Raw genomic sequence first — 24353 nt, forward strand, 5'->3', positions numbered from 1 at the left:
TGGTGGGGCGCGAGCGATTGAAGCGCGGGCGACCTCCAGAGTTCCTCATAGCTTTCTTCTCGGAAGAGGGAAGGCAGAGAATTCTCTAGCAAATTGAGGGTCTTCGAACGCTTCGTCTCGGCCTAACTGCCTTTTCCCTAGGCCTTGCAGTCGTAGACGTTTCGGCCTAAACATTTTTAGAATTATTCTAAGAACGATTCTAAAGAGGTTTCTATGTTGCTCAGCCTACCCTCCCGGCGCCGCTTTTCCGATTTGTCTGAACCCGAGGTGCTGGCCCTTGCAATCTCGTCCGAGGAAGACGACGCCCGGATCTACGCGACCTATGCCGAGCAATTGCGCGACGCCTATCCCGCTACGGCAACGATGTTCGACGAGATGTCGAGCGAAGAGGACGGTCACCGGCAGTTGCTGATCGACAGTTTTCGTCGCCGCTTTGGCAAGGTGATTCCCTTGATCCGACGCGAGCACGTGGCCGGGTACTATTCGCGGCGCCCGATCTGGCTGGTGCAAAATCTCGGTCTCGCACGCATCCGGTCGGAAGCGGCGCGCATGGAGGACGATGCGGCGGAGTTCTATGTTCGGGCGGCTCAGGCAAGCAGCGATCCGAGTACCCGCAAACTGCTCGGCGACCTGGCCGCTGCGGAGCGCAAGCACGAACACCGGGCCGCAAGCCTCAAAGACGAAGCGCTAAGTGATGGCGCGGGTGATGAAGAGGACGACAAGGCCAAGCGACAATTCATCCTGACCTGGGTGCAGCCTGGACTTGCCGGGCTGATGGATGGATCGGTATCGACACTGGCGCCCATCTTCGCCACGGCTTTCGCGACACAATCAACCTCCACGACGTTCACAGTCGCGCTTGCTGCCTCTGTCGGGGCTGGCATCTCCATGGGATTCACCGAAGCCGCCCACGACGATGGCGTGATCTCGGGGCGAGGGTCGCCACTCAAGCGTGGCCTTGCATCCGGAATGATGACCGCGATCGGTGGTCTCGGTCATGCGTTGCCGTATCTCATTCCGGAATTCTGGACGGCGACGGCGCTCGCCGGCGTTGTGGTGTTCGTCGAGCTTTGGGCGATCGCCTGGATCCAGAACCGTTACATGGAAACGCCGTTCGTGCGCGCTGCGCTCCAGATCGTGGTCGGGGGAGCCTTGGTGCTGGCCGCCGGCATCCTCATCGGTGGCAGTTAGTTTTTAGCCCCTTTCGACGACAGACCCCGTTTTTGACCAGCGAAGGACATCACGATGCTCAAGCTTCAAAATGACAAGACCAACACCGCGACCCATGAGATGACAGGCAAGTGCCCGTTCGGTGGCGATCGCATCGGCGGCTCCCTTGGGTCACCCCCGACGCTGTCGGACTGGTATCCAAACCGCCTGAAAGTTGAAATTCTCCATCAGAACGGGCCACAGGCCAATCCGCTCCGTGATCTCGACTATTCAGAAGCCTTCAACGCGATCGATTACGATGCGCTGAAGCGCGATATAAAACAGTTCCTCACGACGTCAGTTAAGTGGTGGCCGTCGGACTATGGAAATTACGGCCCGCAAATGATCCGCATGGCTTGGCATGCGGCCGGCACATACCGCATTGCGGACGGGAGGGGCGGGGCCGGCGAGGCACTGCAGCGTTTTGCGCCGGTGAGCAGCTGGTGGGACAACGGCAACACGGACAAATCGCGGCGCCTCATCTGGCCAATCAAGAAGAAGTACGGCAGCGCGCTATCTTGGGGAGACCTGATGGTGCTCACCGGAACCTGCGCGCTAGAGATAATGGGTTTCCCAACTTATGGCTTTGCAGGTGGTCGACGCGACGCATGGGAAGCCGACAATGCCACCTACTGGGGTCCGGAGGTCTGGGATCCGAAGGAATTCAAGTCTTCGGACAGCATGGTGACGCGGGACAAGCGTTGGCGCGGCAAGAATGGCGATGCCGATTACGACCTCGAAAATCCGCTCGCCGCCACTCATCAAGCGCTCATCTACGTGAATCCGGAAGGACCCTACGCCAACGGCGATCCGATGGGCTCGGCGCGCGACATCCGAATAGCCTTCACCCGCATGGCGATGAACGACGAAGAAACAGTCGCCCTTATCGCTGGTGGACACGCCTTCGGTAAAAGCCATGGCATGGTCGCTGCCGACAAGGTCGGGCCGCCGCCCGAAATGGCGCCGATCGAGGCCATGGGCCTTGGCTGGCAGAATCCGGATGGCACTGGCTTCGCCGAATACACGATGACCAACGGCATCGAAGGTAGCTGGACGCCGGATCCGACGCAGTGGGACAACAGCTACCTGGAAAATCTCTTCAAATTCAAATGGGTGCAGACCAAGAGCCCAGCGGGCGCACTGCAATGGACGCCCAGCGACCCGAATGCTCCCAAGACTCCTGACGCCCACATCCCCGGCAAGATGAATCCGCTGATGATGATGACCAGCGACATCGCGCTGATCACTGATCTTGACTACCGCCGAATCTGCGAGAAATTCCTCAGCGATTTTGATGCCTTCACCCAGGCGTTTTCGAAAGCTTGGTACAAGCTCACGCATCGCGACATGGGGCCGCGGGAACGCTATCTGGGTCCAGAAAAGCGCATCGAGAACGAACTGCTATGGCAAGACCCGATCCCGCCGCGCCAGCACGACGTGATCGGTGAGGCGGACATCAATATCCTGAAAGGGCTGATCATCGCGACAGGGCTGTCTGGATCGGATCTGGTGTTCACCGCGTTCTCGGCCGCTGCCACCTACCGCAACAGCGACAAGCGCGGCGGCGCCAACGGCGCGCGGTTGGCGCTGGCTCCGCAGAAGGACTGGGCAGTCAATCGGCGCACTGTGCCGGTGGTCGCAGCGCTACGCGGCGTCGTCGACGATTATAACGGCAGGCAGCGTGGTGATGTTCGGGTATCGCTTGCCGATCTGATCGTCCTAGGTGGCTGCGTTGCGCTGGAGCGTGCGGCCTCGGATGCCGGAGTACCCGTAGTCGTGCCTTTCACGCCAGGGCGCCGAGACACCACGCAGGAACTGACGGACATCGAGATGTCCGAATGGCTGAAGCCCGTGGTCGACGGATTTCGAAATTACGCTGATGAACGGTTTTCAGAAATAGCGCCGGATCTCGCCCCGGAGGACATGTTCCTCGACAAGGCGCATCTGCTTTCTCTGACAGCGCCAGAATGGGTCGCAATGGTCGGTGGCTTGCGGGCGATGGGGGCCAATTATGACGGTTCGGCCAACGGCATTTTCACGGACCGGGTAGGTGTTCTGAAGAACGACTTCTTCACCGTGCTCACCAGCATGGACTACGAATGGAAAAAACGCGACGAGCGGGACTTGGAGTTTTCGCTCGACGACCGCGCCACGGGAGAATTGCGGTTCTTCGCAACGCGCAACGATCTCATTATTGGCTCGAACAGTCAGCTCCGGGCGATTGCCGAAGTCTACGCAAGCGACGACGGGCATGCTCATTTCGTCAAGGATTTCGTCCAAGCGTGGGACAAGGTGATGATGCTCGATCGTTTCGACGTGCGAAACGCTTGATAGTTCTGACAGGCAGTCGGTAGGTCGGCGCGAGGCTACGGCAACCAGTTGCTGTATTCAGCCCGACCTTTCGTCCGCTGCTTGCCATTTTGCATGACGATCGAGCGACGTCGTGTGCGGTCATCTAACGCGTGAAAGAGCATCATGGACAGACGCTTGCACTATGGGAATACCGCAAAGATCCTACATTGGTCGGTGGCGGTACTTCTGCTCGTTCAATTCCCGATCGGCTGGTTCATGCCCGACATTCACGCCGGGCCGCCCGGCGCCGCCATGTCGCTTCACGTCTCGTTCGGCATTCTTATTCTGGCGGTCGTCGCGGTTCGCTTGATTTGGCGAATTACGCATCCCGTAGCCCCGGAAAGTTCGCTTCCGGGATGGCAGCGCGTCAGTTCGGAGGCCGTCCATTGGCTGCTTTATGCACTTGTGCTCGGGACCACACTGACCGGCTGGCTATTCGCCTCTTTCCGCGGGTGGTCGCTGTCGCTCTTTTCGATCGTACCGCTTCCGATGCTGGCTTCGAAGAGCGCTTCGGACTTAAAGCTAATGGAGGGGTGGCATCAAGTAGCCGAGTGGGCTTTGCTTGTCGTGATTGTATTGCACATATCGGCGGCCTTGCTGCACATTTTCGTCTATCGCGATGGCGTAATGCGGCGCATGTTGATTGATGAGCACCAGCGCCCTTAGCGCGATAGATCCTGCTTTTGACATGTATCAATCGCCGTTTCCCCCTAGGGTGGAAGCTGGATTACACGACTTCCTGTTTCTCCGGACAAAGTGATTGCAGTGACTCGAATTGGCACGATGACGCTGGCACTTCTTTGCTTGTTGAGAATGCTCGAACCCGCATTCTCGTTCGGTGGAGTGGCGCAGGACAATTGGAAGCCTGACCATCTTGAGCGATTGTCGCCGGGACTTCGCACTATCGTACGAAAATGGGAGAGCGTTTGCGGAGGATCGATAGCCGCCGCTCAGCAGTTTGCGCTCTATCTTTCGATTCCCGGCGGTGAACTCGTCGCCCTTCATTTCGATGATTTTCGTTGCGGCACCCGCTCTGTCCTTTGCAAATCCAATGGGTGCCTGCACGAAGTATATTACTCGATGAAGGGGCGATATCGCCGTGTGCTTTCCGTGCACGCCCGCGACGTTCGACTGTTTCATGATAATGACGCCGCCTGCATCGAGATCTCTGGGGTCAATGGCGAGACGAAGGTCTTAAGGTGGAGCGGCCGTCAGTTTGTCGAGCGGCAATGATGGCTCGGGCTGCGGGGAAGGCGGCGTTTCAGCCGCGAACAAGCGTCCATTCCGGAATGGCTTGGACTGTTGCGTTTCACATGCCAAGAGCCGGCAGAATAGATCGACTGCGGGAATGCCCGGAGCCGATCCTAAGCGACTGGGAGCAATGATGCTTAACTTCCATCAAGCAAGCTTGAGCCATCAATTCTGGCGCCGAACAACGTGCACGCTGCTAACGGTCACGATCGTTTGCCTCTCATCTGCCTCGATAGCCGAGGAAGATATAAAGATCAGCGCAGCGCAGGTGCAGACCCTTGGCATTCGATCGGTCCACCCAGTATCGAGCCGAAACGATCTGACGTTACCCTATCCCGCCCAGATCGTGATACCTACTCCGCAATTGTGGGTCGTGAGTTCGCCCGTGGCCGGCATGGTGACCAGCCTGTCGGTAGCGCGCGGCGACCGGGTCGATGTCGACCGACCGCTCGTCACCCTCGAGAGCCCCAGTTTCGTGTCGCTGCAACGCGAATATCTGCAAGCGTTCTCGCAGGATGTGCTGGCAGCGCAACAACTCAAGCGAAATGCCGAATTGTTCGACGGCAAGGCGGTCCCCCAACGCGTGCTGGAGACCAGCCAGGCGGAAGCTCGGCAGGCCAGCATCGCAGTCGCGGAGAAACGGCAGATGTTGCGGCTCAGCGGACTTGCGGATGCCGCCATCGCGCGGCTGACCACCGAGACGGCTATAACCGCGACCATGTCGGTTGCCGCGCGCCAGCAGGCCACGGTTGTCGAGATTCTGGTCTCGCCTGGCCAGCGCGTTGAGCAGGCGGCGCCGCTCGTCAAGCTCGCGCGCCTTTCCGTGCTATGGGCCGAGATCGCCATTCCGGCCTCCAACATCAGTGCGATCCGGCCAGGCGCGCGGGTTGAGATCGACGGCTATGCCGTGCCGGGTAAGGTCATCCTGGTGTCCGAAACGACGGACGCCGCGACCCAGACCGTCCTGGTGCGCGCCGAGGTGCCGAATTCCGGCGAATTGCGGCCGGGGCAGACCGCCGCAGCGCGGATCGGCTTCATCTCAGTCGGTGAAAGCGCTTGGGAAATCCCCTACAGCGCGCTGGTCCGGCGCGGCGACAGGGCGTCGGTCTTCGTAGCGATCGACGGCGGCTTCCGAGTGCTGCCGGTGACGCTGATTGCCGAGGACCAGGATCACGTCGTGATTTCGGGCGCGATCTCCGACAAGGACGAGGTCGCCGTCAGCAGTACTTCGGCATTGCGCGGCATCCTGCTTCGGCTCGGGGCTGGCGAGTAATGCTTCAGCGTCTGGTTGCTTTCGCCCTATCGCAGCGCCTGTTCGTCGCATTGAGCGTGCTGATGCTGGTCGGCGCCGGCGTCGTGCTGCTCCCGACGCTACCGATCGATGCCTTCCCGGACGTCTCGCCGGTCCAGGTCAAGGTCATCATGAAAGCGCCCGGCCTGACGCCGGAGGAGGTCGAGCAACGGATCACGGTCCCGATCGAGCTCGAACTGCTGGGATTGCCAAACAAGAAGATCCTCCGCGCCACGACCAAGTATGCCCTGGCCGACATCACCGTCGATTTCGAGGACGGCACCGACATCTACTGGGCGCGCAACCAGGTCTCCGAGCGCCTGGCCAACATCACGCGTGACCTGCCCGAAGGCGTGACCGGCGGCCTCGCTCCGATCACCAGCCCGCTGGGCGAAATGTTCATGTTCACCATCGAAAGCCCCGAGCTATCGTTGGCGGAACGCCGGACACTGCTCGACTGGACCATCCGGCCGGCACTGCGCACGGTGCCCGGCGTTGCCGACGTCAATTCGCTGGGCGGCCATGTCCGAGCGTTCGAGATCGTGCCGCTCAACGAGGCCCTCGCAGCACGGGGCATCTCGTCGGAAGTGTTCCGGCGCGCGATCGAGACCAACAGCCGCAATGATGGCGCCGGTCGCGTCAACCAGGGCGAGGACAGCGCGCTCGTCCGCATCGAGGGCAGCATTCGCTCGATCGACGACATCAAGGCCATCGTCGTCGATACAAGGGACGGCGTTCCGATCCGGGTCAACGATGTCGCCCGCGTCCAGATCGGCGCGCTGACGCGCTATGGCGCGGTCACCATCGACGGCCGCGGCGAGACGGTCGAGGGGCTGGTGCTCGGCCTGCGCGGCGCGAATGCCGGCCAGTTGGTTCGCGACGTCCGCCAACGCTTGGAGGAGTTGCAGCCGTCCTTGCCAAAGAGCGTGACAATCAACGTGTTCTACGACCGGAGCCGGCTGGTCGGCCGTGCCGTCGGCACCGTGGTGCGTGCGCTGGGCGAAGCCACGCTCCTGGTGATCGTGCTGTTGCTGCTGTTTCTTGGCAACTGGCGCGCCTCGCTGATCATTGCCTTCAGCCTGCCCCTCGCCATCATGATCGCGCTGATCGTGATGCGTCTGGTCGGCATGTCGGCCAATCTGATGAGCCTGGGCGGACTTGCGATCGCCATCGGCATGCTGATCGACGCCCTGGTAGTGGTCGTCGAAAACATCGTCGGCAACCTTGGCATGGACCGCGACGGCAAGGCGACGCCGCTGATCCATATCGTCTACCGATCGGTGTGCGAGGTGCTGGAACCGGTTGCCACCGGCGTGATGATTATCATCATCGTATTCTTGCCGCTGCTGGCGCTGCAGGGGCTCGAAGGCAAGCTGTTCATCCCGGTTGCGCTGGCCATCATATTTGCGCTTGCCGCTTCGCTAGTGCTGGCGCTGACGGCACTTCCCGTAGCGGCGTCATTCTTTCTCAAAGCTACGCCACACCGCGACCCCTGGCTGATCCGCCAGGCGTCGCGCGCCTATGCACCGGCGCTTGTCTGGTCGCTCGCCCATGAACGCAAAGTCATGGTAGCGGCCGTGGTCGCCCTGGTGGCGTCGGGCGTGGCCTACACCCAGCTCGGCAAGACGTTCATGCCGACGATGGACGAAGGCGACATCATCATCAGCGTGGAGGCCATCCCGTCGATCAATCTCGATCAGTCGGTGGCGATCAACGGCAAGCTCCAGGCCGCCATCCTTGCGCGGGTCCCGGACATTGCGGGGATCATCGCGCGCACCGGATCGGACGAGCTCGGCCTTGATCCGATGGGTCCGAACCAGACCGATACCTTTCTCGTCCTCAAGCCGGCCGAAGAGCGCCAGACGGCCGACAAGGCCGCCCTGCTGCAGCAGCTCCGGCACGTGCTCGCTGACTTTCCGGGACTGTCGCTCAGCTTCACCCAACCGATCGACATGCGGGTGCAGGAGATGATCAGCGGCGTACGCGGCGATGTCGCGGTGAAGATCTTCGGGCCGGACATCGCCAGGCTCAACGAGATCGCCAGCGCCTTGTCGGCGATGCTGTCTTCCATCGACGGCGCGGAGGACGTCTATACGACGCTCAACGAGGGCGCGCAGTACTACACGGTCGCAGTCAATCGCCTGGAGGCGGGCCGCCTCGGTCTGGCGGCGGACGGAATTGCCGCCTCGCTGCGCACCCAGATCGAAGGCCGCACAATCGGTACCGCGCTGGAAAACGGACGGCGCACGCCCATCCTGGTACGCGGCAGCGAGACGACCCGCGAGGCGCCATCGATGCTGGCCAGCTTGCCGCTGACGCTTCCGTCCGGACAGCATGTGGCGCTGTCCCAGGTCGCCCGCATCAGCCGGGTGGACGGCCCCGTCAAGATCGACCGAGAGGACGGCGCCCGGATGAGCGTCGTGCGCTCCAACGTCCGTGGCCGCGACATGGTAGGCTTTGTGATGGCCGCGCAGCAGAAGGTGGCTGCCGAGCTGAGGCTGCCGCCGGGCTATCGGCTCACGTGGGGCGGGCAATTCGAGAACCAGCAGCGCGCCGCCGCGCGTCTGTCAGTCGTGGTCCCTGTCGCCATCGGACTGATCTTCGTGCTGCTGTTCACCACATTCGGCTCCATCCGGCAGGCGCTCATGGTTCTGGTGAACATCCCCTTTGCGCTGATCGGCGGGGTCTTTGCGCTTGTGTTGACCGGCGAATATCTCTCGGTTCCGGCGTCGGTCGGATTCATCGCGCTGCTCGGCATCGCCGTACTGAACGGCGTCGTGCTGGTGTCCTATTTCAACCAGTTGCGCGCGCGCGGCGTGGCCGAGTCCCGCATCGTGATAGAAGGCGCTCAGCGCCGGCTTCGGCCGGTGCTGATGACCGCCAGCATCACGGCGCTGGGCCTGGTGCCCCTGCTGTTCGCAACCGGCCCCGGATCCGAAATCCAGAAGCCGCTGGCCATCGTAGTGATCGGCGGGTTGCTGTCATCTACGGTGCTGACCCTGATCCTTCTACCCATTCTCTATCGCCGGTTCGGCGGCGTAGCGAGGAAGGCCGTATGACTGTCGAATCCGTCTGCCTGACGCTGATCGCCGCCCGCCGGCTGCGCGACGAACTGTTCGACTTCCTCAGCGACCAGCATGATCTGGTGTCGGGATTTACCGCATCGGACTGTGCCGGCTTCGGCCCGACCATCCGCCTGCCCTCGGCGCCCGAGCAGGTGAAAGGCCACGCCGACCAGGTCCTGGTGCGGATCATCCTGCAAAAGGTCCAGGCCGCCGAATTGCTCTCCCGCATCAAGACCGCCTACGCAGGGACGCGGCTCGTCTACTGGATCACGCCGGTCACCGAGTTCGGTACGCTGGATGACCGCAGCATCGAAACGGACCACTGAACTGCAGTCTTGTTTGCTCGGTTCGGCGCGGATGCGCCGTCATTGGTCCGGTCGCGGCCCATCAATTGGAAAGGAAGCCACTAAACGCACCGGCCCAGGCTGCAACGGCAACCAGGATCAATCCTGGCATCACGCGCACGGCGAAGACAGCGCCACTTGTGGCCGCCAGAACGAGTTTGGTGATGGTGTTGGTCGAAAAGGCAGCCAGAATAGGCAGCAGCGCGTCGGGCGCGGCAAGTTTACCCGACGCGACCAGTGAGGCGACCGAGATCGCCGCCGAATGCGTGTCGGCGAAACCTGCCATGGCCGCGGCGAAGATGATTCCTTTTTCGCCGAAACGGTCCTGCAACGCTGCGGAGGCGAGCAGAATTGCGGCAAGGGTCACCGCAAAAATAGATGCCGTCCGGAGACTGAAAGCGTGGCCTTTCTGCGCGTTGGCTTCGGTGTCGCCGCGCAGCGCCAGCACGGTGAAGGCCGCACCGTAGACGCCGGCCGCTACCCCGGCGCAGGCCAGCGGTACGGCCAAAGTCTCGAGGGTCGCCACGCTGGTGCTCGCAAGAACGACGGCCATTTGTACGACCGTCGCGACCGTGGACAACACGGCACCGGCAACCGCCGCTGGTAGGACGTTCTCCGCCTTCGCCGCGCGTACGCCCATCGCTGCAATCGTTGCAGCGCTTGAGATGAACCCTGAAGCGAGGCCGGCTGCGGGAAGTCCGAAACGGCTGCCGAGGACTCGCACCGCGATGTAGCCGGCGGCGCTGATAGCCATGATGAGAATGACGATCAGCCAGATGGAATGCGGATTCAGGGCGCCATACGGGCCCATCGGGCGGTCCGGCACCAGCGGCAGAACGATCAACGTGGCCCCTGCGAGGACCAACGCATCTCGCATCTCCTGCTCGGTGAGGATGCGACTGACAAATCGATGAAGCTGCGATTTCACCGCCAGCAGGATTGCCAGCGCCACGGCGAGGCCGCCCGCCAACGGGGTATTGTCCATCGAAAGTCCGCCCAGCATGACCGTCACTGTGAGAGCCAGTTCTGTCGTGAGACCGGGGTCTCTATCACTGCCGCGCCAGTAAGCAATGGCGGCAAGGCCCAGTACGCCGGCCGTCGTGACAGCCAACAGCGTCGTACCGCCGACGATAATACTGATCGCGCCGGCAAGCGAAGCGACAGCAAACGTTCTGATACCTGCTGGCGCGCGGCTTGCCCCGGATCCCTTGCGACGCTCGCGCTCGACGCCGATCAGCAGGCCGATGCCGAGGGCGGCGCCCAGCTTGAAAACGATCGGATCGATGATGGCTATGCCTCCTGCCCAAGGGCGCTGTGCCCATAGCATCCTGATGCCGGCATGGCACCAAGCTCGCTAGTCGCAACGACTTCGTCGCGCGACGGCGGCGCCAGTCAACCGAAGTTATCATTCGGCTCATATGCCGGCCCGCTATTGATCTGCGTCAATGGCGGGAGGCTAATGCGCGCTAGTGTACTTACAGAGGTGGCTCATGCGTCTACGAAACACCAACACGGATTATGGCGCTGTTTCGCAATCGCTGCATTGGCTGACGGTTGTTTTCGTCGCCCTTGCATGGCTGTCTGGAATACTTGGTGACGAGCTCCCTGGGGGCATGCGAAAGTCCGGTCTGCTCGTTCATATTTTCACCGGACTTGCCATTCTAGTGCTGATGGCCGCGCGGATGGGCTGGCGTGCATTTGACAGAATGCCGTTGGCTGAAGGAGCCGACCGTACTTCCTCGGTATCGCGATGGGTCGAACTGGCGGGACGAATGGCGCACGTCGGCCTTTACGCGCTGCTTATCGCGGTTCCGGTTATCGGCATTGTCCTTCAGTTTGCGCGCGGCGAAGCCCTGCCGCTGTTCGGGCTGATGGAAATTACATCACCATGGCAAAAGGACCGTGCGTTCGCTCATAATGTCAAAGAGCTGCACGAAATCGCCGCTCACGGGCTCGTCGTTCTAGCGGGTCTCCACGGGGGCGCGGCACTCGCGCATCATTGGATTTTCCGTGACCGCACGCTTGTCCGAATGCTTCCGCATTTCACCAAGCGAGCGGGTTGACGCCGCGGCGCGACAAAGCGCCATCGCAGTGAAAGTTGCCGGCCCGGTCCCCGCCGGGGCAATCTCGACAGCAGACATCTGACCGGTACCGCCGCGCAGGTGCAGTTACAGCCGCCGAGAGGTCCCGAGATGAATGCCGGCTTCTTTATACGGTCCTTACTGGTGCTGTTGCCGGTGTTCGGGGTTGCGCTCGGCTTTGCGCTGCCGGCACTCGGATTGGGGCCGTGGCAAGACAGCGCATTCGCCGCCTTCACGATTCCGGTGCTGGTCGTCCTGTCATACGACATCGTCGCGAGCCTGCGGCGCGGCGAAGTCGGGCTCGACATCGTAGCTTTGCTCTCGATGGCCGCCGCGCTCTTTGTCGGCGAAGAACTGGCCGCCGTGGTGGTGGCGTTGATGTACGCCGGCGGGCAATTTCTCGAAGCCTACGCCGAGCGCCACGCGCGGCGCGAGATGACCGCGCTTCTGGCACGGGTACCTCGCACCGCCGTCCGGCATCGCGGCGACGGCCTGGAAGAAGTCGCGCTGGACCTCGTCGCGCCCGGCGACCGCCTGTTGATCCGGCAGGGCGACGTCGTCCCGGTCGACGGCGTGGTGGCGAGCGGGCTGGCAGTGTTAGATCAATCCGCACTGACCGGCGAGTCGATCCCAGTCGAGCAGAAGGCCGGCGAGACGGTGATGAGCGGGTCCACGAACGCGGGTGAGGCCTTCGATCTCACAGCGTCGCACCGTGCGGCCGAAAGTACCTATGCGGGCATCGTGCGTCTGGTCGACGGGGCGCAGCGCTCCAAGGCGCCGATGTCACGGCTCGCCGATCGGTTCGCGCTGGCTTTCCTCGCCGTCACCGTGCTGATAGCTGCGTTGGCCTGGTTCTTCACCGGCGATCCGGTGCGCGCGGTGGCCGTTCTCGTCATCGCGACGCCGTGCCCACTGATCCTCGCGGTACCCGTGGCGATCGTGTCCGGCCTTTCCCGGGCTGCCCGTCACGGCATCCTGATCAAGGGCGGCAAAGCGATGGAAGCGCTGGCCCGCATCCAATCGCTGGTCCTCGACAAGACCGGTACGCTTACCGACGGGCGCGCGAAGGTCGTCGCTATAGATATTCTAGGTAATGACGATCAAGCCGACGTTTTCCGCCTCGCCGCTTCGCTAGATCAAGCGTCCAAGCATATCATTGCTCAGACCATCGTTGCCGAAGCCCAGAATCGCCAGCTCAGTCTGACAAGACCTTCCGAGGTCGTCGAGACGCCCGGCGAGGGGGTCGAAGGGGTGGTGGAAGGGCGAAAGGTCGCGGTCGGCGGCCTCAAGTTCGTTCGGTCCAAATTGTTGCCCGGCGCGGAAAGTCCTGATCGGTCCGACGCGGCGGCCGGCGGCGTTGTCGTCGCCATTGCCATCGATGGGCGCTGGGCGGGCGAGATTAGGCTGGCAGATGAACTGAGGGCGGGCACCGAAGCGTTTCTGCAGCACCTGCGGACGCTCGGCGTGGAACGGGTCGTTCTGGCGACGGGAGATCGCCGTGAGGTGGCGGAGACCATTGTGGCCGGCCTCGGTTTTGATGCGGTCCGCGCCGGCTTGACCCCTGACCAGAAAGTCCTGGTCGTTCTGTCCGAGCGAAAGAGCGGACCGGTCATGATGATCGGCGACGGCGTCAACGACGCGCCGGCGCTGGCCGCGGCCGATGTCGGGGTGGCGATGGGAGCCCGGGGAGCGGCGGCCTCCGCGGAGGCTGCCGACGTCGTGATCCTTGTCGATCATCTCGACCGCATCGTGCCCGCCATCGAGATCGCGCGAAGGTCGCGTCTCATCGCCCTGGAGGGCGTCTTTGCGGGCATCGGGCTCTCGATAGTCGGCATGGTCGTCGCAGCGTTCGGCTACATCACGCCTGTCCAGGGAGCCCTGATTCAAGAAGTAATCGACGTCGCGGTCATTTTGAATGCTTTGAGAGCTCTAGGTGACGGAAGCGCTGCTACCAAGGCTTAATGTAGCATGCGGCCCCCGAGGTGTCTTTCGAACATCACTCCAATCCCGCCTGTCGACCATTATTCTTAAATGTTACGGAACGGCCGTCTATCTGCAGATCAAGCAACCGGCGACGAACCGGCGGACGGCGCGAACATGGGATACAGAGCTTCAAACAACCCATAGGTCGCCCTGAAGGGCCTCATCAAGAATGTTTAGGCGTCAGAACTCTTGCCCGCTCCTCTGCCAATAGCTCCAACAATATCTTCCGCTCGGCCGGGGCTGTCACCTCTTCGAGACGCTTCTTGAACAAGGCCAAATTCGCAGCGTGGATGAAGTGATCCATATCGTTCTCCCCGAAGTGGCGCCTCGGTCCAGCAGTTGAAGTTGCGATGAAATCGCTAGTAGTGAAGCGGCGGTAAAACATGAAAATCACGGGCGCTTGAGCCGCGATTCTATTCAGCTTCTCGAGTGGCGGTTAAGTGGCTCATACCTTCAAGCTTGCGGAGCGCTAACGGAATACTTTTCGCCATCGCCGTCTGCATGTTGCCTAGGACCGTCCTATCATCTGGGCGGGACGATGCCCTTGATCCACCCGTTCCAGACCGCCCCTTTCGCGGGGTCGTCATTCCGCAGCTTCTTGGGATTCCAGGCTTTCGGGCAGCCCTCGCACCAAGGGAATTCGAAGGCGCATAGATCGTCGTTCATTGCGCTGTCGGCTCCGCCGACAGAAAACGTGTCGAGGTGGCAATTGAAAGGGGCTCGGGGAATCTGTGTCATGGCGCACCTGCAAAACTCGACAGGCGGGAGCTCAAGGCTCTCAGTCACCGATTGATGCCAATGGCCGAACGGTGATGCGGGGAGCCTACGCCTGCCTATGTCCGAAAGTCGACCGATAAGTGCAGAGTGCCCGTCAGAATTTCTGGTTTACAGCACCCTGGTGCGACTACATCGTTCTTCTTGCAGTGCAAATCGGATGAGATCTGAAATTGCACCGGCGGCGCCCAACGTCAGGTTTGGCGGCTGCTGCAATTTGAGTGCAGCGCTCGATATGGCGACGTCAGACTGCCAAGACGAGTTGAGGCTGCTCGCCCTGATTTCCTTGGAGCGCGGATAGCGAAACGCCCAATAGCCGCACGGCCTTAGGCAGCGGCATGACAGCCTGGAGCAAGCCGACAGCCAAGCGCTCGAGGTCGTCGCGGCTGCCGACGGCGATAGGGACGGACCGGCTCCGCGACATGATCTCAAAATCGGCGAACTTCACCTTGAGCGTCACGGTCCGGCCGCGGTTGCCGGTGTTCTCGCAGTGGCGCCAGACCTTATCGACGAGCGGTTGGAGCTCCGCGACCATGGCGTCGAATTCCGTCAAATCCTGGAAGAACGTGTTCTCGGCGCCGACGGACTTCCGAATGCGGTTGGCGCGGACAGGGCGCTCGTCGATGCCGCGCGAGATCCAGTAATAGTAGACGCCGGCCTTGCCGAAATGTGCCTCCAGGAAAGCAAGCGTCTGACCGCGGATGTCGAGGCCTGTCTGGATCCCGAGAGCGTGGAATCGGGCGGCGGTCGCAGGACCGATGCCGTGGAATTTGCCGACTGGCAGGGTCTCGACGAACGCCGGCCCCGTCTCCGGAGAGATGACGTACTGGCCGTCGGGCTTGCGGTGGTCGGAAGCCAGCTTCGCCAGGAATTTGTTGTAGGAGATGCCGGCGGAGGCATTGAGGCCGGTCTCGGTCTTGATCCTGGCGCGGATGGCGAGGGCGACGTCGCGCGCCAGCGGGATCTCCTGCAGGTTCTCGGTGACGTCCAGGTAGGCCTCGTCCAGCGACAGCGGCTCGATGACTGGTGTGTGCTCGGCGAAGATCGCACGGATCTGCTGGCTGATGGCCTTATAGACCTCGAAGCGGGGCTTCACGAAAACAAGGTCCGGACATTGCCGCCTGGCGGTGACCGACGGCATCGCGGAGCGGACCCCGAACTTGCGGGCTTCGTAGCTGGCGGCGGCCACGACGCCGCGTTCGCGCGAGCCGCCGACGGCCACCGGTCTGCCCCGGAGCTCCGGATTGTCCCGCTGCTCGACCGAGGCGTAAAAGGCGTCCATGTCGACGTGGATGATCTTGCGCTGCCGCTGCGAGGGCGCCGCGCCGGGGAGCTCGTCGGCATCGTCTGGCTCTAGGTCAGCCACGGTGTCGGCTCCTGCCAGCCGCAGCGAGCAAGCCCCACGGCCCGCCAACACACCGGTCGAGCCCGCCATCGTGCCCAGACGGGCCGTCCAGGGGCGACGCGTCCAAAATGCCATACACGCCTACGCCGACCGACACCCCCACCACGGCGCGCCTGGGACGGGCCGATCGGTCCGCGTCCGGAATGGATCTCGTCGGCCTTGTGTCTGGAGCGGCGGTCATATCTCGGCCCCGCCTTCGTCCTTTTTCTGGCCTCGAGCGACGATCGTAAGCGAACCGTCCGGAAGCGGCCGCTGGAGAGCCTTCGCCTCGTCCCACGGCGCGCTCATCCAGACATCGACCTCCTCGGGCGTCGTCAGGATCACCGGCATGGCTTTCGGGTGGACCGCCTCGACCTCGGCGTTAGGCTTCGTCGTCAGGAAGCCGAAAATATCTGTGGTGACCTCGCCCTCCCGGACCTTCCGGACGGACGTCCAGTTCGTCCACAAGCCGGCGAAGCAGACCAGCGGCCGGCTCTCGTCGAGGGCGAACCAGATGTCGCCGCCGGCGTCCTTGTTGAACTCGCTAAACGAGGACAGCGGGACCACGCAGCGGTTCCCGACCCCGAGCCACGGCTTCCAGTGCTTGCTGGTCACGTTGCGGATGTTGGTGGTCCCCTTGTCCGGCTCCTTCCGAAGCAGATCGTTGAAGTCGATGGGCTTGCCCTTGGCCTCAAGCTTGGCGGCCCGCTTCTTGGTGGCGTCGAACAGCGCCTTTGACGACGACGGCATGCCCCACCGCGCCATCGCGAGTTCACGGCGGCCATCAGCGTTGCGCACGATCGGCGCCGGATAATCGGGAAAGATGCCGGGCATCGAGGGCAGGTTTCCGGCGCTGTCCCGGTCGACCTTGAACAGGTTGCGGATCGCGGCCTGGTTCTTCGTCATCGAATAGAGGTTACACACGCAGGTTTCTCGCTAGTTTAGCTCCGTCGCTGTCTATCCTGAGGTCAAATAACGCCGGATCCTTCTGGACATCTTTAAATAGCGTCCGGAACAAAGCGCTGTAGACCTCGTGCAGGAGTACATCGGTTTCCAAGAGAAGGGAGCCGATGAGCGTAACGCCTTCGTCGAATACCGCCTGAAATAAATTTATCGACGGTGTGCCATCGTCGAACGGAATATCGAAGGGAGCGATGGTCATCCTCATCATCGCGGCGTCCGAGTGCGCTACGATCTGGTTGCGCATCTGCATAAGCTGGTCATGAAGCGCACGATTCTCCGGCGTCGGGTGGAAGTCGATCATCTTCATCGTCAATGGAGGATAGCCGCCCTTCGACTGTGTGAACGGCCGTGTATAGGCGATGACGAGTGTGGTCTCGAAGCAGCGGAAACGACGGAGATCAACCTTCGAGTATTCTTCGCCCTCATCTAGCTCATGCAGAAAGGCCGACGCGCTGAGAGCCTGTTGGAGGTCGTTGAGCGAGTAGAGCAAGCGTTGCCTGCGGCGTGCTGCTTGCTGCAAGGCTCTTTCTGAATCGGAATGATTGGGCTGCATTTCGCTGCGTCCGCCTGATATCTATTCCCGTCGGCCGTCATCATAGCGTGTCCGCGCAGCCAATTGGAGCAATGTCGCTGCGGGGCGCTTCCCAGCCCGATGGCATTTCCAGCATCTTAGCTTGCCGGCCAGATCATACACGAATGTCGTCGAGGGGCGCTGCAGCGCGGCCAGATCGATGTCGTTGGGTGTCTTGCAGCGGGAGCACTCGAGTTCGAGCCACGGGTATCCGCCGTTGATCGCCTGATCGATCGTCGGGGAGGGATCGATTGGCTCACCGTCGGCCCACATCCTCTCGTTCCAGCTTTCACAGGTCAGTTTGTCGGCCTTCCGGATCAGCGCTTCGCCCTTGGCCCGGAATTCCTCGGCCTGGCGGGCAAAAACAGTGGTCATCGCGCGTGCGCCGGCGAGCTCTTTCTTCTGAGCCTTGCGGTCCCCTCCAGAGAGGGGCGTCGGGTGATATTTAGGAGCCATCCGGAGATCCTGGCCAGACAACACGGCGGCGCAACCGGGCCTCAGGGCGCCTCAAAAATCGGCCAGCAACCGTCATCATCGCGATTGCCTGTCCGCTGTCGGCAACCGTCGTCGAGGACGGCGGGTCCCGGCCTCCTTCCACGTCGTATGCCGCCCATACAGCCGCAGGGCTTCAGCAGTCTGGATTTCGACGACACGGTCGCAACGCCGGCAACTCACGCGCAGCACGTGGCGGGGGATCTCCGACAGGCGGCGCTGTTGGATGGGAATGCCGGTGGGTCTGACGTCGGCATGGAGGTCGTTCAGGACCGCTTCCCAGTATTCGGGCGGCATATCGGCCGAAGCGGCGCCGGCGGGGTCTGCAGCGGGCGTTCTCCGGACAGCCTCGATGGCCAACTTTTCCATCTGTTTGGGTATCGACATGCGCCAGCTCGCAAGATGATCCTTCATGGCGAGAATTAGAACATAAAGAGAACAAAAGTCGAGTCGGTTCGAAACGATTTTTGTCCGCGTCGGTCAAAGATGGCGCCAAAGCTGGTGGTGAAACAATTCCGCAGCCGAAGGTCCCCCCCCCCCGAGCTATCGCTCTCCGGATCCGGGGCCTTGGACTTCGACCGTCCCGGAGATCGTGAAATTAGCATGGACAACACCGTGAAAAAAGAAACGGCGCCGCCTGTGTCGGAGATCGGAGGCCGACGCATCGGCCTTGCCCTGTCAGGTGGAGGCGTGCGCGCCGCGGCCTTCCATTTGGGTGTCCTTAGGCGTCTCGCTGCCGAGGGCCTGCTGGAGCGAGTTTCGGTTATCTCGACCGTTTCGGGCGGGAGTCTGGTAACGGCGGCGGTGATGGCCGAAGCGGGGATGCTGTGGCCAGGCAGCGGATGACGATGATCCGACGGGAGATGGAGCTGGATTCGAGAAGGCCGCCGGCCAGACCGGCGCGCGGGGCTTCTCAGGCCGGACTGCGAGGAATCCTTGCGCGGAACGGAGCAGCGGCGAGCAAACTGACTATGGCTGCCCGCAACGAGTCCGGCTACCTGGACGACGACGAAGAAGGAATTCTTGAGGACTTTTTAGAGCTTGGAGCGATCCCAAGGGAGGGGGAGGAGGATGCATAATGAGTTACTCTGCTTCGGAGCGCTTGCTGCGGTCGCTCGGGATAGAAAAGCCCGACGAAATCGATCTCGAAACCGTCGCGTGGAGCGTCGGTGCCAAAGTCAAATACCGTCCACTGAAATCCTGCGAGGCCCGGATCTGCGGATGTGGCGACAGGGCGATTATCTCTGTTGACGACAGGAAGACCCCTCAGAGGCGGCGGTTCTCCGTCGCGCATGAGATCGGCCACTGGATCTACCATCGCGGTCAGCTTCTGGTATGTCGCCCGAGCGAGATCGGCAGCTTTGGCGGCCTTCGCAAGGGCGCGATAAGTCCCGAATTCGTCGCGGATCAGTTCGCTTCGGAGCTGTTGCTCCCTTCCTACATCCTCGGGCCTGTTCTCAGTCAGTACAAGTCCCTAAATTTGAAAACGGTCATCGAGATCGCAGGCGCGTTCAAGGCGAGCCGCACCGCGACAGCGATCCGGCTTGTTCAAAGCAACAAGTTTCATTCCATGCTTGTGTGCCACGGGCAGAAAGGACGGAGATGGTTTCTCCGTCCCCCATGTGTCCCGGACCGCTGGTTTCCTAGGGAGGATCTTGACCGGGAAAGCTACGCCTTCGACGCATTGTTCGGTTCGAAGGTCGAGCAGCCTCATCCGAGAAAGATCGGTGCAGACGCATGGTTCGATCGGCGGGACGCCGAGCGATACATGATGCTCGAACATACGTTTCCGCTTCCGAACGACGAAGTTCTCACGCTGCTGACCTTCACCGACGGTGATATGATGGAAGAGCGGGACACGTCCTGGTCCTACCGACGAAGATAGGAGATCAAAATTGCCGAAGAACATCCTAATCTTTGCGGACGGTACTGGCCAAGCTGGGGGTTACCGGTTCGACGAAAACCGATCCAACATTTACAAGCTTTATCGCGCCACCCGCTGCGGTCCTGACACGAACATCGATCCTAAGGAACAGTTGGCGTTCTATGACGCCGGGCTCGGGTCCAAGCCGCCCGGCGGCGCGACGTTCGTTGCGCGCGCCTGGCGATGGCTACACAATCTAGCAAGTCAGGTGACAGGGCTTGGCATCACCTCGAACATCATTGATTGTTACGCCGCCATCATTCGGATGTGGGAGCCGGGAGATCGCATTTTCCTGTTCGGCTTTAGTCGCGGCGCCTACACCGTCCGCTGCCTTGCCGCCGCTTTGGGACAGTGCGGCGTACCGACGCAAATGCCCGATGGATCCCCGCTGCGTCGCGACGTATCTACGTCCACGCGGATCGCACGTGAGGCCGTTAAACATATCTATCAGCACGTGAGCTCACCCAACGATAAGGCATACGTGCCCCAGCGCGTCGCCTTGGCCCAACGTTTCCGCACGCGGTACGGCAGCGACCACGACGGCGGGTCGAACGCCATCCCGTTCTTCATCGGGGTGTTCGACACCGTCGCTTCGCTGGGCAGCAAAGCCCTCACCATGGCGATGATCGCTGGCGGCGTCCTGGCAGTCTTTCTTGTCAGCGTCACGCTGTCGTTCTTTTTGTTTCCGCTCTGGCCGACTTTCGGTTGGTTGCTTGCATTGGCTTTTGTTCTTACGGTCATCGGATACATCTGGACCCATCTGAAGTATGCCAGAAACCTCGATGGTTACACCGTTTGGCAGACGGTTCACCTGGTTGCCCCCAAGATGCAATTCTATGATCTCCATCTGAACAACGCTGTCTGGTACGCCCGGCACGCCATGTCGATCGACGAGAATCGAGCCGATTTCGCGCGGGTCCCGTGGGGCGGCGTCCACAACACGGGACCTGTACGTCCTGACGAGTATCCCGACTGGCTGCAGCAGATCTGGTTTGCAGGCAATCATTCGGATATCGGTGGCAGCTACCCGGAGAACGAGTCTCGTCTGTCCGATATTTCGCTCGAATGGATGACTCATGCTGCGAAAAATCTTCCGGACGGGAATGCGCCAGACGGTTTCGGCATCAAGGTCGATGAGCGATACCTTCAATTGAACCCCGACCCGCTGGGCCCCCAGCACGACGAACGCGAGCCGGGTTGGTTTGGCGGGCGCTTCAGATGGCCCGAGGGCTTTCGGGAAGTGCAGCCGGAAGCGGACCTGCATTCTACCGTTCTTGAACGCTTCGCCAGCAACGGTGGGGTTCAGCACTATTATGAACGCTCGCCCTACCGACCGCCAAATCTCAGCGGACATTCGAAGGTGAAGCACTATTACGTTGAACAGCCCAGCGCGCCCGACCCTTCACTATCCGCAACATCATCGCTGCGCACGGATCGTGAATGGGGTTGGCCGTCCCGCATCGGTTAGAGGATGAACGCCGAAATTGACTGCTCCCTACCCCACCTTGAGTGGTCGTGCGGATCGAATTGAAGCTGCTGCCGCGGATCGCTTTCAACAATCTGGCGACCTCGCCCCATCCCAAACAAGCTTTTATGCGAACAGCTCGCAGGTACGTGACGCTCTTTTGGGGTATTTGTCGGTCTTATGAGGTGCGGGACAGAGCCTAGGTCCGATAGTTCCGGCTTACCGCGCAGATCCACCACAGCCTGCGAAGGCACGGGCTCTTGATCTTTGGCGACACGGAATCGAAGGACGCCCGACCAGCTCTCGGCCGCCAGGCTGGTGTGTTTGAGCGGTCTTCCCATCTGGACCAAGATGTTGACGTCCGGCGTGCTGCCCCGATTTGCCATTTCGTTAAAGTTTTCGAGCGCGTCCGGCTCGAGATTGTTCTTGGCGTTCATGTAGACCATCAAGGTCCACTCGGCCGTCTTCGCTGGGGCGGCGATCGCCAAACTGGCGTTCAAACCGAAAACGCACACGCAAATGACTTGCAGAAGTCGCATGGTTTGATGCCCCCGAACATAAGATCAACGTTCGTTTATTGAACCGCAATCTGAAATTGCGATCAAGCGGAGGTTGCGCTGGAGATCCGGAGCGCGCCGGACCCTTCGCCGAGCTGATGGACAGCTGCGCGTCGCGCTCTTGCCGGGGCCGGGACGGAGGCGGCGCCTCTAGACCCGCATGAAGCTTTTCGACTCGAGGTGAGATGCCCGAAGTGCATTCGGGCGGAGCGGAGTTGTTTCGACGTAGGCTGCCGCGGGGCGGCATGGGTCGCCGTTCACGTCACGTGAGGATGACAAGTTCGTTCGTGGGCGGGAAATATCTCGCAAATAGCTCGTCGAGATCCAGACCACGGATGCCGCGACGATCGAAGATGGCTGGCCGTTTCAGGATGCCGGGCGCGGGATTGCCCGCGACGACGTCGTACGTGCCGTCTTGGCTTTCGTCGAAGCCCACATACAAACTGCCGCTTTGAAAGACGTAGAACTCGTCGGTCGCGATTGCGTCTCCATCGGCGGACTGGAGCGAAAGCCTGGCCGGTTCTGGACTGGTCGACCCCACGTAGAAGCCCCCTTCCAGTTGCCGCCGTGGCCCGCCGTCTGGCTTCGACCAAGCCACGTATCGCGGACCAACCACGTAGCTCATGTGGTGAACGATTCCGCCTTGACCGTCTGGCGTCGCGACGACCGCGGGCTGGTAGAACACGATGAGATCGATCATTCCGTCGGGCCGATCGATGAAATAGTCGTTGGCCCACTTCTCGCAGCTCGCGACGGAGGCGTTCTCCGGCAGGTGGATCAGGACTGCCCTGGATAGGTCCGTATCGGTTGCGGCGTGTCTGTGCGCGTTGGCGTACGCTTCGTCGAGCTTGCTTATCAGGTTCTGCCGCTCGTTCGGGTGCATCCGGGCGAGCACGGTGATCTGATAGGACAGGCTCGGGGATGTGCGCGCTTCGAAATCCGGAAGAGGTTGCACGAAGGCGGTCCAGACTTCGTCGGACGCCGGCGGCCCGCCCGGAGCAGACAGAATCGAAGGCAACGCCGCAGCGAGCCTGCGCCAATCGGCCGGAGTCGGATGCGTCCTGGCGATCGCCCGCAGTTCCAGTCCGTTCAGGTCTAGCATCCTCAGTTCACCTACGAACGCGGCTTCCAGTCTCGCACCTTCGGATCGCGCGTCCTTTTCGTGGACGGAAGCGCCGTAGTTCTTGATCGACATCGCGAGCCGTCCACCGCCGGCGAAATGGATAGTGCCGTCGTAGCCTGGCTTATGGCCGATGCTGGGCACGATCCGGTGTTTTTTCCGCTGAGCGAAAATGTTGAGACCCAGCAGTTCGAACGCGGCGCCCTTACGGTTGTTGGCCGGTTCGTTCCTGATCTTGGCAAGCTCGCGTCGCGTCCACTTTTCATCGATCTGCCGCATTCCGCAGATGGCGTCGCCGAACCAAGCGAGTTGGCAGGTGGCCAAGGCATCCCGGCGGCGCCATAGACCCTGCAGCGGATGATCGCCGCCGTTCTGCAACCAATCGAGCCCGAACGCGGAAGCTATGGCGCTCAGCCTGGTCTCCACATCTTCCGGCGCCGAGCCAAGAGAGTTCAGTCGTCCGTCAAGGTGAGCGGTCATTCGGTTCCGGGGTTCGAGACCGGGGCCGCCCGAGCGGCGCCCGGAGGGGTGAACGGACTTTTGCGAGCACGGTCATCTGGGTCGCGACGACGCCTCGCGCTCGCGACGAAAATCGTCGATCTCGTCGATCACGCTGGCAACGTCCCTGATGCCCTCTTTGAGGGCGTCTTGAGAAGGAAGGCGCGGCATTCCGCCGCCGGGCAGCGGGTAGCGGGTCGATGTGCCGTAGCTACTGAACGCGTCGAAGCCCGCAAGGTCCGGCCTGAATACGTGGTCTGCCGGAAGCATCGCCGCGAGCGCTCCGATCTGATGCGTTGTGCCGAAGGCGATGGTCTCGATCGTCAGCACGGCCTTCGCGAGCTTCTCCGCAGCCTGCTGCAGGTGAAACGCCGCATTGCCGGGATCGACCTTCAGGACGAGCCGTGCGACCGCGATGTCGTTCCTGGCAAGCTCGATGAAGCTCTCGGCCTTCCCACTCATCCGGCGATTTCCAGCCGCCGCGAACGGCTGCGGTAGATCTCGCGTCCCTCGGAGACGATCGCGTTGAGGAACGAGCCGGCATCGTCCTTTTCCTGAAGGAAAGTCGATCGCGACACCGGCACGATGTCGCACCCGAGACCGCACGCAACGATCGGCCGCGCGACCGCTTGGTGCGAGTAGTCAGAGTCGGGAAGTCCGTCGGGCATGACGACCAATAGGTCGAAGTCGCTATCCGACCGGGCATTCCCCCGCGCACGACTGCCGAACAGCCAGATGGATGATGGCTTCAACTCGGCCACCAACCGGTCCCTGAGGAATGCGATCGCGGCCTCTTCGTTTCGGAAAGGGCCGACCGGTACCAGCTTAGCATTGCCGAGCAGGCGGCGGATGTCCGCATCGCCGTCATTGCGAAGCAACTCCGCCACGCTCTGGAGGATGTCACGATGCTCCGGTTTGGCGCGGATCGACTGGACCGGCAAAGGCATCGATTTCTCCCGTAATACGATTCCGGCCTAACGTATTACAGCCCCGCCATGTGTCAAGGCCGACAAAGCCGGCGTTTCCATC

At 61.7% G+C, this 24353-nt stretch carries 23 protein-coding genes; 12 read left to right on the forward strand and 11 right to left on the reverse strand.

The annotated features are described in order from the left end of the window. The first annotated feature begins 213 nt into the window (after window positions 1–213). From mbfA to ACEK02_RS32180, 7 genes are all read left to right on the forward strand, one after another. Window positions 214–1191, forward strand: coding sequence for an iron exporter MbfA (mbfA, locus tag ACEK02_RS32150; RefSeq protein ID WP_371425796.1), 978 nt, complete (start codon window positions 214–216; stop codon window positions 1189–1191). 54 nt (window positions 1192–1245) lie between these two features. After that, window positions 1246–3540 carry a catalase/peroxidase HPI gene (katG, locus tag ACEK02_RS32155; RefSeq protein WP_371425798.1) on the forward strand — a complete coding sequence of 765 codons (2295 nt, stop codon included), beginning with the start codon at window positions 1246–1248 and terminating at the stop codon, window positions 3538–3540. Between the two features lie 144 nt (window positions 3541–3684). Then, window positions 3685–4227 (forward strand): cytochrome b, encoded by a 543-nt coding sequence (locus ACEK02_RS32160; RefSeq protein ID WP_371425800.1) that lies wholly within the window; start codon window positions 3685–3687, stop codon window positions 4225–4227. A 117-nt stretch (window positions 4228–4344) separates the two neighbouring features. Then, on the forward strand, window positions 4345–4794 hold the full coding sequence (locus ACEK02_RS32165; protein WP_371425802.1) for a hypothetical protein: 450 nt from the start codon (window positions 4345–4347) through the stop codon (window positions 4792–4794). 151 nt (window positions 4795–4945) lie between these two features. Further along, complete coding sequence (locus ACEK02_RS32170) at window positions 4946–6085, forward strand: efflux RND transporter periplasmic adaptor subunit (protein ID WP_371425804.1); 1140 nt, start codon at window positions 4946–4948, stop codon at window positions 6083–6085. Then, window positions 6085–9162 (forward strand): efflux RND transporter permease subunit, encoded by a 3078-nt coding sequence (locus tag ACEK02_RS32175; protein ID WP_371425806.1) that lies wholly within the window; start codon window positions 6085–6087, stop codon window positions 9160–9162. The genes ACEK02_RS32170 and ACEK02_RS32175 overlap by 1 nt, the downstream gene beginning before the upstream one ends. Beyond that, window positions 9159–9494, forward strand: a complete 336-nt coding sequence (locus tag ACEK02_RS32180) for a DUF3240 family protein (RefSeq protein ID WP_371425808.1) — start codon at window positions 9159–9161, stop codon at window positions 9492–9494. Before ACEK02_RS32175 ends, ACEK02_RS32180 begins: the two co-directional genes overlap by 4 nt. A gap of 61 nt (window positions 9495–9555) precedes the next feature. Here ACEK02_RS32180 and ACEK02_RS32185 read toward each other — a convergent pair whose 3' ends face one another. Next, window positions 9556–10839, reverse strand: coding sequence for an MgtC/SapB family protein (locus ACEK02_RS32185; RefSeq protein WP_371425810.1), 1284 nt, complete (start codon window positions 10837–10839; stop codon window positions 9556–9558). Between the two features lie 163 nt (window positions 10840–11002). On the opposite strand from ACEK02_RS32185, the gene ACEK02_RS32190 reads away from it, so the two are divergent. Then, window positions 11003–11575 carry a cytochrome b gene (locus tag ACEK02_RS32190; RefSeq protein WP_371425812.1) on the forward strand — a complete coding sequence of 191 codons (573 nt, stop codon included), beginning with the start codon at window positions 11003–11005 and terminating at the stop codon, window positions 11573–11575. Between the two features lie 129 nt (window positions 11576–11704). Further along, window positions 11705–13555: a heavy metal translocating P-type ATPase gene (locus ACEK02_RS32195; RefSeq protein WP_371425814.1), complete on the forward strand. Its 1851-nt coding sequence runs from the start codon at window positions 11705–11707 to the stop codon at window positions 13553–13555. A 184-nt stretch (window positions 13556–13739) separates the two neighbouring features. Here ACEK02_RS32195 and ACEK02_RS32200 read toward each other — a convergent pair whose 3' ends face one another. The 6 genes from ACEK02_RS32200 to ACEK02_RS32225 form a co-directional block, all read right to left on the reverse strand. Further along, window positions 13740–13880 carry a hypothetical protein gene (locus ACEK02_RS32200; protein ID WP_371425816.1) on the reverse strand — a complete coding sequence of 47 codons (141 nt, stop codon included), beginning with the start codon at window positions 13878–13880 and terminating at the stop codon, window positions 13740–13742. 714 nt (window positions 13881–14594) lie between these two features. Next, the gene (gene dinB / locus ACEK02_RS32205; protein ID WP_371425818.1) at window positions 14595–15785 is read right to left on the reverse strand and encodes a DNA polymerase IV; all 1191 of its coding nucleotides are present in this window, start codon (window positions 15783–15785) and stop codon (window positions 14595–14597) included. A gap of 147 nt (window positions 15786–15932) precedes the next feature. Then, window positions 15933–16658, reverse strand: coding sequence for an SOS response-associated peptidase (locus ACEK02_RS32210; protein WP_371425820.1), 726 nt, complete (start codon window positions 16656–16658; stop codon window positions 15933–15935). Further along, the gene (locus ACEK02_RS32215; RefSeq protein ID WP_371425822.1) at window positions 16651–17250 is read right to left on the reverse strand and encodes a hypothetical protein; all 600 of its coding nucleotides are present in this window, start codon (window positions 17248–17250) and stop codon (window positions 16651–16653) included. The genes ACEK02_RS32210 and ACEK02_RS32215 overlap by 8 nt, the downstream gene beginning before the upstream one ends. Window positions 17251–17271: 21 nt before the next feature. Next, window positions 17272–17724: a hypothetical protein gene (locus ACEK02_RS32220; protein ID WP_371425909.1), complete on the reverse strand. Its 453-nt coding sequence runs from the start codon at window positions 17722–17724 to the stop codon at window positions 17272–17274. A 75-nt stretch (window positions 17725–17799) separates the two neighbouring features. Next, window positions 17800–18174 (reverse strand): hypothetical protein, encoded by a 375-nt coding sequence (locus tag ACEK02_RS32225; protein WP_371425824.1) that lies wholly within the window; start codon window positions 18172–18174, stop codon window positions 17800–17802. Window positions 18175–18363: 189 nt separating this feature from the next. Here ACEK02_RS32225 and ACEK02_RS32230 point away from each other — a divergent pair, with 189 nt between their 5' ends. From ACEK02_RS32230 to ACEK02_RS32240, 3 genes are all read left to right on the forward strand, one after another. Next, entirely contained in the window at window positions 18364–18606 is a 243-nt protein-coding gene (locus ACEK02_RS32230) for a patatin-like phospholipase family protein (RefSeq protein ID WP_371425825.1), read from the forward strand. A 232-nt stretch (window positions 18607–18838) separates the two neighbouring features. Further along, the gene (locus ACEK02_RS32235) at window positions 18839–19645 is read left to right on the forward strand and encodes an ImmA/IrrE family metallo-endopeptidase (protein ID WP_371425827.1); all 807 of its coding nucleotides are present in this window, start codon (window positions 18839–18841) and stop codon (window positions 19643–19645) included. A 10-nt stretch (window positions 19646–19655) separates the two neighbouring features. Beyond that, window positions 19656–21152 (forward strand): phospholipase effector Tle1 domain-containing protein, encoded by a 1497-nt coding sequence (locus tag ACEK02_RS32240; protein ID WP_371425829.1) that lies wholly within the window; start codon window positions 19656–19658, stop codon window positions 21150–21152. On the opposite strand, the gene ACEK02_RS32245 is transcribed toward ACEK02_RS32240, so the two are convergent. The 4 genes from ACEK02_RS32245 to ACEK02_RS32260 all read right to left on the reverse strand — a co-directional run bounded on the left by ACEK02_RS32245 (window position 21149) and on the right by ACEK02_RS32260 (window position 24271). Then, window positions 21149–21688 carry a hypothetical protein gene (locus ACEK02_RS32245; protein WP_371425831.1) on the reverse strand — a complete coding sequence of 180 codons (540 nt, stop codon included), beginning with the start codon at window positions 21686–21688 and terminating at the stop codon, window positions 21149–21151. The two genes, ACEK02_RS32240 and ACEK02_RS32245, sit on opposite strands and share 4 nt — an antisense overlap. Before the next feature lie 280 nt (window positions 21689–21968). Then, window positions 21969–23306: a hypothetical protein gene (locus ACEK02_RS32250; protein ID WP_371425833.1), complete on the reverse strand. Its 1338-nt coding sequence runs from the start codon at window positions 23304–23306 to the stop codon at window positions 21969–21971. A gap of 72 nt (window positions 23307–23378) precedes the next feature. Further along, complete coding sequence (locus tag ACEK02_RS32255) at window positions 23379–23786, reverse strand: HEPN domain-containing protein (protein ID WP_371425835.1); 408 nt, start codon at window positions 23784–23786, stop codon at window positions 23379–23381. Continuing rightward, window positions 23783–24271, reverse strand: a complete 489-nt coding sequence (locus ACEK02_RS32260; RefSeq protein ID WP_371425837.1) for a nucleotidyltransferase domain-containing protein — start codon at window positions 24269–24271, stop codon at window positions 23783–23785. The genes ACEK02_RS32255 and ACEK02_RS32260 overlap by 4 nt, the downstream gene beginning before the upstream one ends. Window positions 24272–24353: the final 82 nt, after the last annotated feature.

Origin of the sequence: Tardiphaga sp., assembly GCF_041424195.1 — a bacterium.
In the GTDB taxonomy this organism is placed as follows: Bacteria; Pseudomonadota; Alphaproteobacteria; order Rhizobiales; family Xanthobacteraceae; genus Tardiphaga.